Below are 12,148 nucleotides of genomic sequence, written 5' to 3' on the forward strand. Positions count from 1 at the left end.
TAAAAGCTGACTAAGTCATGTCACATTGGATGTGCACTTTGTCAGCTTTTATATCTATCATTTTGGGTTGCATTTCAATTTGTCTTGGCGCATGATGGAGGTAAGAATATGATGAGTGAGGGGAAGCGGATGGAAAAGCAAGACAGCTTACAACCGATTGTTTTAGAGCGTCAAAAGTTTGATCTCGATGACATCCGGGAGATGCATACCTTATATATTGAAGATTACCCAATTGTCTATATCCTGCATCAAGATAAGGAGACGAAATCTCGGCCTAAAGCCTATATCGGCCAGACAGTTCATATCCACAACCGGATGCGGGACCATTTAAAAAATAAGGCACGTAAAGACTTAACGGATGCCCTGTTTATTGGCCACCAAACCTTTAACCAGTCGGCGACCTTTAATATTGAAACTAATTTAATTAACTATTTTATTGCGGACAACCAATTTTCCTTGCAAAATATCAGCCAAACGGCCAACCTGTACATGCACAATTATTATCAAAAGTCCTTATATGACGATGATTTATTTGAGGACATCTGGGAATCCTTACGGCGTGAGGGTTTGGCCAAGGAGACAACTGATAACCTTAAAAATCGAGATATCTATAAATTATCGCCCTTTAAAACCCTGTCTGAACCACAGCGAGCTTTAAAAGAAAATATCCTCGATTATTGCAAGCGGGTTATGCAGGATATTCACCAAGAAAAAGCCGTCAAAAAGAAAGTCTATGTCATTCACGGGGAAGCTGGAACGGGTAAGAGTGTCATTTTGTCATCCTTATTCAACACCTTGCAGGAAGAGGCCCGGCAAAGTCATTCCGTATTGGCTGGGACTAAAAACTTCTTATTGGTCAACCATTCGGAAATGTTGAAAACTTACCAGCAAATCTCAGAATCACTGCCTTACTTGAAGAAGAAGGATTTCGCTAAACCGACCACTTTCATCAATAATCAAAAAATCGAGCAAGCGGATATTGTCTTGATTGATGAAGGCCATTTGTTGTTGAGCCAGGCGGATCCCTATAACAATTTTTACGGGGAAAACCAATTAGATGCCATCATGGACAAGGCCAAGGTTGCGGTTCTAATTTTTGATGAAAAGCAATATTTGAAGGTCAAGAGTAAGTGGCAATCGGACGATTTAAAGGCTATTTTGAAGAAATACGACGCCGACGAATTCCATCTGACCGACCAGTTCCGTATGAACGCCTCACCAGTAGTCATGAATTGGGTGAATGATTTTGTTGGGCAAAAAGTGACACCACTTCCGCCTTCTGACGACCACTTTGAATTCAAAATCTTCGACGATCCAATCGCCTTTAAAGATTATATCTACCAAAAGAATGCGCATAAGGGATTGTCACGAATTGTGTCCACCTTTGATTTTGCCCATAAGAAGAATGGCGACGTCTACCTAGTGGATGAAGCTGGCATCAACCTGCCTTGGAATACGACAGATAGTAAGGTGACCTGGTCAGAGCGGCCAGAAACCATCAATGAAGTCGGGTCCATTTACACAGTCCAGGGATTTGATTTAAACTATGTGGGGATTGTCCTTGGACCGTCGATTGATTACGATTTTAAGACCGAAAGATTAACCATCGATCCAAGCAAATATCAAGATACGGGTGGTTACAGCGGTGCTAATCGTTTTGCCAGTCACAAGGAGGCCATGGCTGCTAAAGAGCAAATCATCTTGAATTCAATCAACGTATTGATGAAGCGGGGGATATACGGCTTGGCCATCTATGCGGTCAATGACAATTTGAAGCGGAAACTACAGAAAATGAAAGTGGAGGCAATGCAGGATGACATCTAGTATGGACAAGGTCAATCAATTTCGGGATGAGCGAAACTGGCGACAATTTCACAATGAGAAGGATTTAGCCCTATCAATCACCTTGGAAGCCTCGGAATTACTGGAAATCTTCCAGTGGAAAACGGCAGCCGAGGGTGTTGAGAATTTGGACGCTATTAAAGATGAATTAGCGGATGTGCTGATTTATGCCTACATGTTGGCGGACAATTTAAACTTGGATATTGATGATATTATCGAGCGCAAGTTGATTAAAAATAAGGAAAAATATCCAGTTGAAAAAAGCCGTAATAATAATAGTAAATATACTGAATTATAAATAAAATCGCGACCAGCGTCATTCAAGACTGGTTGCGATTTTATTTATATATAAGTGTTTATTTTGCCAAGGCCTTATTGCCTTTATGTAAAGTAATGATGGTCCAAGCAAGTAAGGCTAGGATGAAGGCCATAGTTAAAATAACTAGGACATGGGCTAAGGAAATTTGCCCATCAGTCGGATTGTCACCGAAGAAGGATAAGATTTCATCTGGTAAACCAAGCATATTTAAAACAGTTAAACCAATGACAGATACCCAACCTAAAACTTTGACGATAAGGGTATTTTTAAAGCGATGACCCATATCTCTTTCAGCGTCGGTAATCATGAGTAAGGGAATGATTGAAAATGGTAGGGCAAGGGCTAAGAAGACTTGGGAATTGTTCATCAGGTTATTCAAGGCGATATGCTCTTCAACGGTCCCTTTTTGGCTGGTATACATAACACTCAATACGACTGGGATAATGGCGATTAAACGGGTAATTAATCGACGAGCCCAAAGCGGTAATTTCATTTCAATAAAACCTTCCATAATAACTTGGCCGGTTAGGGTCCCTGTAATAGTTGAATTTTGACCGGAAGCAAGTAGTGCAACGGCGAATAATGTGGCCAATACACCTTTTGACGCTAAATCCGCCAAGACAGAATTGGCCATAAAATCTGGATTAGATAAGGCTTCATATAAACCAAAGAATGACGGGTCTTGAACGGCGCCAGTTTTGAAAACTGCAGCCCCCATGACAAGTAGTAAGGCATTGACGACAAAGGCGAGCCCTAATTGAATGTTTGAGTCCCACATGGTAAACCGTACTGCAGCCGCTACTTGATCTTGATTCGCGTGGTCTATTTTCCGACTTTGTGAAATAGCGGAATGTAGGTACAAGTTGTGGGGCATGACAGTCGCACCGATAATGCCTAGAGAACCGGCTAGCGGTGTCATCCCGTTGACAGCTGGACTGGTTTGGAGGACATCACTGATTGGAACAAAGGATGCGATAATGGCTGACCAAGTTGGATTTGATAAGGCCACTTGATAAACAAATACGAATAGGATAACAAAAATCAAACAAACGACAATGGCTTCAATCTTCCGAAATCCAATGTGGGCAAGTAATAATAGGAGCAGGACATCTAAGACCGTAATGAAAACAGCAATGAGTAAGGGAATATTGAATAAGAGGTACAAGGCAATGGCTGCCCCAATAACTTCTGCAATATCAGTTGCCATAATCGCCAATTCTGTAATGATCCATAAGATGAAAGCTAGTTTTTTATCGGTCCGTAAGCGGATGGCCTGGGCCAAATCTTCTTGGGTGACAATCCCTAGTTTGGCTGCCATATATTGAAGTAGCATGGCCACAAGTGATGATAGTAAAATCACAGACATCAGCATGTATTGGAAATTTTGCCCCCCAGTAATGGAAGTTGACCAGTTACCTGGATCCATATAGCCAACAGCAACTAGGGCACCTGGGCCGGAATAGGCTAAGAGTGTCCGCCAAAATCCTTTACCGGTTGGGACTTCAACTGTTCCGTTTATTTCACTTAATGAAAGATCGCTGATTTTTCTTTTATTTTCTATACTTGATTCTTCTGCCATGGGCTACCGTCTCCTTTGAAAATTTCTTTTGCAAACAGAGTATACGCCTATAAAAGGTAAAGGTAAATATAAAAATAAGGGTAACCTAAAATAAATACATAAGAAAACCACAAATGGTTAGGGGATGGCTTGGCTAGCTAAACTTTCTTCACCTATATAGACAAAGGCCATACTCGTACAAGTCGCCAGATATGTGGTAAAATAACAGAGATTAGGAAAAGTGAAGGGATGACCTTTTTGTCACGACCTTATACGTAAAAAGTGAAGTAAAAAAGATAAAGCGAGTGAATCCAAGATGCCTCAAAAAACCAAACAAACGCCAATGATGGAACAATATAATGAAATGAAGGGCCAATATCCGGATGCCTTCTTGTTCTTTCGTCTAGGTGACTTTTATGAAATGTTTAATGACGATGCCTTAAAAGCGGCCCAAATTTTAGAAATTACCTTAACCTCGCGCAATAAAAATGCGGAAGATCCAATCCCTATGTGTGGGATTCCATACCATTCAGCCAGCGAATATATTAAAACCTTGGTCAGCCAAGGTCATAAGGTGGCAATTGCTGAACAATTGGAAGACCCCAAATTAACCAAAGGCATGGTCAAACGTGGTGTTGTTAAAGTCTTGACACCGGGGACCTATATGAATGACAGCATTGGCATGGTTGAAAACAACTACCTTTCTGCCCTAGATTACGTTAATGGCCAATACATTTTAGCCTTTTCGGATGTGGGTACTGGGGAGTTAAAAGTGACTACACTTGACGACTTTAATGCTGTTTTGACAGAATTTTCCCAATTACAATCGAAAGAATTGGTTGTTTCACAAGCTGTACCAAAAGACCAGGTAGAAGAATTACAACACCTACAGTCCTTCACCTTATCACCTTTTGAGTTAACAGCTGAAGTAGGGTCGACAACAAGAGAAAGTTACAAGCAAATCCTAGCTGACATTTCGGATGACCAGGAATTGAATGGACTCTTATTACTATTGACTTATGTAAATTCTATGTCCCACCAAGCAATTGACCATTGGCAGGCGGCGACCCACTATGAAGTAGCGCATTACCTCCACATGGACTACTATGCCAAAAGTAATTTGGAATTAACCGAATCAGTTAGAACCAAGAAACGGCAAGGGTCCTTGTTAGCCTTCTTAAATAAAACAGAAACGGCTATGGGCTTTCGTTTACTAAAAAATTGGTTGGATAGACCACTGATTTCCCTACCGGCAATTGAACGGCGTCAATCCCAAATTGAAGATTTGATCGAACATTATTTCCAACGTCTTGAAATTAAAGACCTATTACATGGGGTGTATGACTTAGAGCGGTTAGTGGCAAAAGTAGCCATGGGGAACGTTAACCCTAAAGAATTACTACAATTAAACCAGTCACTAAGTCGGGTCCCAGGAATTATTGACACCGTTGACCAAATTGCAGCGGATAATGAAGATGAAAGTGTCTGGGCCAATATCCAAGGACAAATTACAGCCTTACCAGCATTAACCGATACGATTGCAGGGGCCATCAAGGAAGATGCACCGGCGACTTTAAAAGATGGGAATGTCATTGCGGATGGCTTTAACCCGCAATTAGACGAATACCGGGATGCCATGCGTAACGGGCAACAGTGGATTGCTCAATTGCAGGCGGATGAACGGGCCAAAACGGGCATTAAATCCCTTAAAGTTGGCTATAATAAGGTCTTTGGTTACTATATCGAAGTGACAAAAGCCAACCTGCATTTACTTGAAGAAGGCCGTTATGACCGCAAGCAGACCTTAACCAACGCTGAACGGTTCATTACACCTGAACTAAAAGAAGTGGAAGCAAAAATTCTTGAAGCGGAAGAACAGTCACAAGTCCTTGAACACCAACTTTTCCAAGCAGTACGTGAAGAAGTGAAGCGTCATCAAGTGACCTTGCAGGCGATTGCGAGTACAGTAGCTACTATTGATGTACTACAGTCCTTAGCGGAGATTTCAGAGACCCACCAATACGTGAAACCACAATTCATGACCGACAAACGTGACTTGTACTTGAAAGAATCAAGACACCCGGTGGTTGAAGGGGTCATTGGCCAAGATCGATTTGTGCCCAATGATATCGTGATGAATCCTGAAACAAGCATTTTGATGATTACAGGGCCAAATATGTCAGGTAAATCAACTTACATGCGGCAATTAGGACTGATTGTCATTCTGGCCCAAATGGGGTCTTTTGTACCAGCTAAGGAAGCCCGTTTACCGATTTTTGATAAGATTTTCACCCGGATTGGGGCGGCAGATGATCTTTTAGCGGGTCAGTCGACTTTCATGGTGGAAATGATGGAAGCCAATCAAGCTTTGCAACACGCCACCGATAATTCCCTATTATTATTTGATGAATTGGGACGCGGAACGTCTACTTATGACGGGATTGCCTTGGCCCAAGCCATCTTGGTCTATATCCATGACCACTTCGATGCGAAAGTCCTTTTTTCAACGCACTACCACGAACTTACAGCCTTAGATGAAAGCTTACCGCGCTTAGCCAATATTCATGTTGGAGCTAGTGAAGAGGATGGGGAATTGGTCTTCTTGCATAAGGTATTTAACGGTGCAACGGACAAGTCTTACGGGATTCATGTAGCCAAATTGGCCGGTATGCCGGGTGAATTGTTGCAGAATGCCCAAGTGGTCTTGAAGGAACTTGAAGCCAAAAATTTAAATGAAGTCAATAAGGACCAACAGCTGTCGCTATTTGATTTAGTCCATGAAGAGACGCCAGTTCAACCGGTAGACAATAGGCCAGTGGAAGCAGGCAGTCAAGCAGTAATCGACCAATTGAAGGATGAAGATATTTATAACTTAACACCGATTCAGGCCTTAAACTTCTTAGCAGAATTAAAGAGTCAATTATAAAGGATGATGTAAATGGCGATACAAGAATTACCCATTCAAGTAGCCAACCAGATTGCAGCGGGGGAAGTGGTTGAACGACCAGCCTCAGTTGTCAAGGAACTTGTGGAGAACGCGATAGATGCAGACGCCAGTGAAATTGCGATTAACATAAAGGAAGCCGGATTACGGTCTATTCAAGTGATTGATAATGGAAGAGGGATTGCAGCGGACCAAGTTGGCCTAGCCTTTAAACGACATGCAACCTCAAAAATATATAGTTCAAGTGACTTGTTTAGAATACGGACACTGGGATTTAGGGGTGAGGCTTTACCCTCAATCGCCTCAGTTTCAGAAGTGACCATGAATACCTCGGACGGGGAATCTTCAAGTGAAATCTATATTAAAGATGGGGAAATTGTTGACCAGAAGTCGTCTGCTTTAAGACGGGGGACATCTGTATTGGTAGAGAACCTCTTCTACAATACGCCAGCCCGTTTGAAATACTTGAAGAGTTTGCAAACAGAATTAGCCCATATTACAGATATCATTAACCGTGAGGCCCTTGGACATCCAGACATTCGCTTTAACTATACCCATGACGGGAAAACCTTATTGTCAACAAATGGTAAGGGCCGGGTCAATGAAGTCTTAGCGGCCATTTACGGATTTAGACAGGCCAAAGATATGGTAGCTATTGAAGGCGAAAACTTAGACTTTCACATTTCAGGCTACGTGTCCTTACCAGCTGTCACTAGAGCCAGCAAGTCTTATATGTCCCTGTTTGTGAATGGTCGTTTTATCAAAAACTATAAGTTAAACCAGGCCATTTTAAAGGGTTATGGATCTAAATTAATGGTCGGACGTTACCCAATTGCAGTCATTTATATTGAACTTGACCCGCAATTAATCGATGTGAACGTGCATCCGACCAAGCAAGAGGTCCGTATTTCTAAAGAAGACGACCTCTATGATATGATCAAAACCGGCATTATTGATGCCTTAGCCCCTGTACAACGGATTCCGGATGTATATGCAGACGGTGGAGGGGACGATGGCCAATCAGTCAATAACAGCGATTCATTTGCTTCAACATCTTCTGGGCAAAACAACTACCGCCCTCTAAGCCAGCCAACTACTTATCTTGGCGAACAAGCCAGTTTCGACTTCTCGGCCAGTCAAAGCAATCATGGCAGCAAGGGCCAACAAGACGACAATAGCCTTTTTTCAGGAAATGGTTTCAGTGGAAACTTCAATGAAGATTTCGATGAAGATGTCAAACAATCTGTCCAAGTGCCAACTTACTTGCGGGATGAAGCCCAGGTGGTTCAAGCAGAGGCCCTTGAAAATGAGGCTGATGATTCAGATGAATCGTCAGTAGCTTATTTGGATACGGAACAAGAAGTGAACTTGCCAAAATCGCACAACAAACCAGTCTGGCAAACGGTTAAACAAGTTCGGGCGCTTGACCAGGCTTTCGTAGACCGGCATATGTCCTTTCCCGAGTTGACTTATGTGGGGCAAATGCAGGGGACTTATTTGGTGGCTGAAAATGAGACGGGCATGTATTTGGTGGACCAACATGCGGCCCAGGAGCGGATTAAGTACGAATACTACCGGGATACCATTGTGGAATTTGGAACGGCAATGCAGAGTTTACTATTACCGATTGTTTTCGATTTCTCAAATTCAGAGGCCCAAAAGATTGACCAAATCCGGCCAAAATTGTTGGAAATGGGGATTGATTTAGAACCCTTTGGCCCAAATGCCTTCCAGTTACAGCAGCACCCAATTTGGATGGGCAAGAAGAATGTCCAAAAAATTGTGGAAGATTTGATTGCCTTAATTTTAGAAGATCCTAAAGCAACGGTAGGCAATTACCGGGAAGCAACGGCTATTATGATGTCATGTAAACGGTCAATTAAAGCCAACCATTATTTAGACGACATGCAGGCGAAACAGTTGCTGCATGACTTGGCTTATACCAAAAATCCTTATAACTGCCCGCACGGTCGACCAGTCCTGGTCCATTTCTCAAATTATGAAATTGAGCGTATGTTCAAGCGAATTCAAGATCCGCACGAGTCACCTCAATTGTAGGGTGTGTGAAAGTCGTAATCTAGATTTTCGTGTATAGAAAGATATTGTGCTAGAATATAAGTAACGAAAAGCGAGGTGTGACTCTTATGTCACAACTTCAATTGAACGAAAAAAAAGGAGTTTCATTATGACAAAAGACTACAATAAAGAAGAACGTTTGAAAGAACTATCTGAGTTAGAATATGAAGTAACACAAAACGCGGGTACTGAACGCCCATTTACTGGTCAATATGACGACTTCTACGAGCAAGGTATTTACGTGGATATCGTGAGCGGCAAACCATTATTTGTATCTACTGATAAATTTGATGCCGGTTGTGGTTGGCCATCATTTTCAAAACCAATTTTGGAAGATGAAATCGAAGAGTTAGATGACTCTTCATATGGTATGAAACGTATTGAAGTCCGTTCAAAAGGCGCAGATACCCACTTAGGTCACGTATTTAACGATGGCCCAGCTGAATTAGGTGGCTTGCGTTACTGCATCAACTCAGCTTCACTTCGTTTCGTATCGCTAGAAGATATGGACAAAGAAGGCTACGGCGACTTGAAAGAATTAGTGAAGTAAGACCATGTACGAATTTATGATAGGTCAGGTTGAAAGTGTCTACCCAGATGCTGTCATACTTGAAACGGGGGGGATTGGCTACTATATTTATATGGCCAATCCTTATCGTTTTACAGACAAAATCGGGCAAGACCAACCAGTGAAAATTTGGTTGTATCAATCTGTTTCAGAGAATGACATCCGTTTATATGGTTTTAAATCACAAGAAGAGAAGATTATCTTCCTGCAGTTGATTTCTGTTTCTGGTATCGGCCCTAAATCCGCCTTATCCATCCTATCATTAGACGATAACGCCGGTTTAGTCGCAGCCATCCAGGCAGAAGACAATGCCTTTTTAATGAAGTTTCCAGGTGTTGGCAAAAAGACAGCCGGCCAGATTGTGCTGGATTTGAAAGAAAAACTGCCAAAAGTTTTAGCTGAGTCTCCGTCTTCTGCACTATTCAAGCAAGAAAGCTTGGATATTCAAGGGCCAGACCAAGTCAACCTACCATTCATGCATGAACTTGAAGAGGCCATGGCTAGTCTTGGCTACAGCCAAAGAGAAATCAATCGCGTAGTGAAAAACGCTGACTTCACAGGTGTGACCGCTACAGCAGAAGCCATTCGCATCGCCTTGAAATTTATCACAAAACGTTAATATAGGAAAAGAAAGGAGGCAGTCGCCATGGATTTTGATCATCATGAAGATATTGACCAGGAAGATTTAGATGTTGAAATCGTCCATAACGGCCAAATTCATTCACCCCATGCACAAGCAGATGAAGCCCAGGAATTATCCTTACGACCTAAGTTTTTGCGGGAATATATTGGCCAAGCTGAATTAAAAGAAGAGTTAGCGATTTATATACAAGCCGCTGAAAATCGTGATGAAGCCCTTGACCATGTCCTCCTTTATGGACCACCAGGTTTAGGGAAAACCACCCTGGCTAATATTATCGCCAATGAAATGGGGGTTAATATTCAAACGACTTCTGGACCAGCCATTGAAAAAACAGGAGACTTACTAGTCTTGTTAAATGAGCTGTCAGCAGGAGATGTTTTGTTTATCGATGAAATTCATCGCTTACCCCGTGTGGTAGAAGAAATGTTGTATTCTGCTATGGAAGATTACCAAGTAGATATTATCGTTGGACAAGATGAAGGAGCGCACCCTGTGCATTTTCCGCTGCCACCTTTTACCTTAATTGGGGCAACAACTAGACCAGGCGCTTTGTCTTCACCGCTACGACATCGGTTTGGGATTGTGCAACATTTACGCTACTATACAGTGGATGAATTAGCGACCATTGTTGAACGGACAGCCCGTTTATTTGAGGTGCCAATTAAAGATCAAGCTGCGAAAGAAATTGGGATGCGGTCACGAGGGACACCTCGTATCGCCAATCGATTATTAAAGCGGGTCCGTGATTTTGCCCAAGTATATCACGAAGATGGTTTAATTGACGATCCTATCACGGATAAGGCCTTATCTATTTTGAAAGTTGACCAGGCAGGTTTAGACGAAACGGACCGAAAGATTCTCGATGTGATTATTCGCTATTATGGTGGGGGACCGGTTGGTTTGTCGACCATAGCAGCGAATATTTCAGAGGAAACGACAACAATAGAAGATATGTATGAACCCTTCTTAATTCAAAATGGGTTCTTACAAAGAACGCCACGTGGTCGTCTAGCAACACCAAAGGCCTACGACCATTTAGGCATACCCTATGCGGAGGAATTTTAAGTGACACTAACGACAAATGATTTTGATTTTGACTTACCAGAGGAACTGATTGCCCAAGTACCCATTCAAGACCGGCTAGCTAGTAGACTGTTGAAACTTGACGCCCAAACTGGGAATTTCCAGGACGGCTATTTTCCAGATGTAGCTAGTGAACTTGAAGCGGGTGATGTCTTGGTATTGAATAATACCCGAGTATTACCAGCGCGTTTACACGGGATTCGCCCTGATACGGGTGGACATATCGAAGTCTTACTATTAAATAATACGGAAGGCGACAAATGGGAAACCTTGGTTAAACCAGCTCGTCGTATTCGTGTGGGGACTGAGATTGTCTTTGGGGACGGTCAATTAGTGGCGGTTATTACTGAAGTGCTTGACCATGGTGGCCGAATTGTGGAATTCAAATATAATGGCATCTTTTTAGAAGTCCTTGAGGCTTTAGGTGAAATGCCATTACCGCCATATATCAAAAAGAAACTAGACAATCCGGACCGGTATCAAACCGTCTATGCCAAGGAAAATGGGTCAGCGGCAGCACCAACAGCGGGTCTTCATTTTACAGAGGAATTTATGAACGCCTTAAAAGACCGGGGCGTTGAAATTGCCTACCTAACCTTACATGTTGGGCTTGGGACCTTCCGGCCGGTATCTGTGGATGATATCGATGCCCACAAAATGCATTCAGAATTCTATCGCTTAGACCAAGAAAATGCGGCTAAAATTCGACGTGCCCAAGAAGGTGGACACAAGGTGATTGCAGTTGGGACGACATCTATCCGCACCCTTGAAACGATTGGAACTAAATTCAAGGGGCAAGTCCAAGCTGATTCTGGTTGGACCGATATTTTTATCGCACCAGGCTATCAATTTAGCGTGGTTGAAGGTTTTATTACTAACTTCCACTTACCTAAATCAACTTTAATTATGTTGGTTTCAGCCTTTGCCGGACGCGACCATGTCCTTGCGGCTTACCGTCATGCAGTTGAAGAAAAATACCGGTTCTTCTCCTTTGGGGATGCCATGTTCTTACGAGGGCCCCAATACGCTGATCCAGCGATTACTGCAGAAGATATCGAAGCGGCGAAACAACGAAATAGTCAGTTTTTTACTAATGAAGACAAATAAATAGTGAT

Annotated in this window: 9 protein-coding genes; 8 read left to right on the forward strand and 1 reads right to left on the reverse strand. The window is 42.5% G+C overall.

From position 1 onward, the window contains the following. Positions 1-108: 108 nt before the first annotated feature. Together ACUW85_RS01855 and ACUW85_RS01860 are read left to right on the forward strand one after the other, a co-directional pair. A complete protein-coding gene (locus ACUW85_RS01855; protein ID WP_259345334.1) occupies positions 109-1,824 on the forward strand; it encodes a DUF2075 domain-containing protein in 1,716 nt (571 codons plus the stop codon). Further along, positions 1,814-2,140, forward strand: a complete 327-nt coding sequence (locus ACUW85_RS01860) for a nucleotide pyrophosphohydrolase (RefSeq protein WP_016897620.1) — start codon at positions 1,814-1,816, stop codon at positions 2,138-2,140. Before ACUW85_RS01855 ends, ACUW85_RS01860 begins: the two co-directional genes overlap by 11 nt. A gap of 58 nt (positions 2,141-2,198) precedes the next feature. Here ACUW85_RS01860 and ACUW85_RS01865 read toward each other — a convergent pair whose 3' ends face one another. After that, complete coding sequence (locus tag ACUW85_RS01865; protein WP_182023071.1) at positions 2,199-3,740, reverse strand: Nramp family divalent metal transporter; 1,542 nt, start codon at positions 3,738-3,740, stop codon at positions 2,199-2,201. A 295-nt stretch (positions 3,741-4,035) separates the two neighbouring features. Between ACUW85_RS01865 and mutS the strand changes: the two genes are divergently transcribed. From mutS to queA, 6 genes are all read left to right on the forward strand, one after another. After that, entirely contained in the window at positions 4,036-6,645 is a 2,610-nt protein-coding gene (gene mutS / locus ACUW85_RS01870; RefSeq protein WP_149315137.1) for a DNA mismatch repair protein MutS, read from the forward strand. Between the two features lie 12 nt (positions 6,646-6,657). Beyond that, positions 6,658-8,721 (forward strand): DNA mismatch repair endonuclease MutL, encoded by a 2,064-nt coding sequence (gene mutL, locus ACUW85_RS01875; protein ID WP_182023072.1) that lies wholly within the window; start codon positions 6,658-6,660, stop codon positions 8,719-8,721. A gap of 127 nt (positions 8,722-8,848) precedes the next feature. Further along, positions 8,849-9,289 carry a peptide-methionine (R)-S-oxide reductase MsrB gene (gene msrB, locus ACUW85_RS01880; RefSeq protein ID WP_149256518.1) on the forward strand — a complete coding sequence of 147 codons (441 nt, stop codon included), beginning with the start codon at positions 8,849-8,851 and terminating at the stop codon, positions 9,287-9,289. Between the two features lie 4 nt (positions 9,290-9,293). Then, positions 9,294-9,926, forward strand: a complete 633-nt coding sequence (gene ruvA / locus ACUW85_RS01885) for a Holliday junction branch migration protein RuvA (RefSeq protein ID WP_149256519.1) — start codon at positions 9,294-9,296, stop codon at positions 9,924-9,926. A 27-nt stretch (positions 9,927-9,953) separates the two neighbouring features. Further along, on the forward strand, positions 9,954-11,015 hold the full coding sequence (ruvB, locus tag ACUW85_RS01890; RefSeq protein WP_016897614.1) for a Holliday junction branch migration DNA helicase RuvB: 1,062 nt from the start codon (positions 9,954-9,956) through the stop codon (positions 11,013-11,015). Next, on the forward strand, positions 11,016-12,140 hold the full coding sequence (queA, locus tag ACUW85_RS01895) for a tRNA preQ1(34) S-adenosylmethionine ribosyltransferase-isomerase QueA (protein WP_154837065.1): 1,125 nt from the start codon (positions 11,016-11,018) through the stop codon (positions 12,138-12,140). Positions 12,141-12,148: the final 8 nt, after the last annotated feature.

The organism is Aerococcus sp. 150760013-2, assembly GCF_053627715.1.

Coding starts and splice junctions, on each gene's coding strand:
- ACUW85_RS01865 (WP_182023071.1), bottom strand. CDS start 3,740: ATGGCAGAAGAATCAAGTATAGAAAATAAAAGAAAAATCAGCGATCTT.
- mutS (WP_149315137.1), top strand. CDS start 4,036: ATGCCTCAAAAAACCAAACAAACGCCAATGATGGAACAATATAATGAA.
- ACUW85_RS01855 (WP_259345334.1), top strand. CDS start 109: ATGATGAGTGAGGGGAAGCGGATGGAAAAGCAAGACAGCTTACAACCG.
- ACUW85_RS01860 (WP_016897620.1), top strand. CDS start 1,814: ATGACATCTAGTATGGACAAGGTCAATCAATTTCGGGATGAGCGAAAC.
- ruvA (WP_149256519.1), top strand. CDS start 9,294: ATGTACGAATTTATGATAGGTCAGGTTGAAAGTGTCTACCCAGATGCT.
- msrB (WP_149256518.1), top strand. CDS start 8,849: ATGACAAAAGACTACAATAAAGAAGAACGTTTGAAAGAACTATCTGAG.
- mutL (WP_182023072.1), top strand. CDS start 6,658: ATGGCGATACAAGAATTACCCATTCAAGTAGCCAACCAGATTGCAGCG.
- ruvB (WP_016897614.1), top strand. CDS start 9,954: ATGGATTTTGATCATCATGAAGATATTGACCAGGAAGATTTAGATGTT.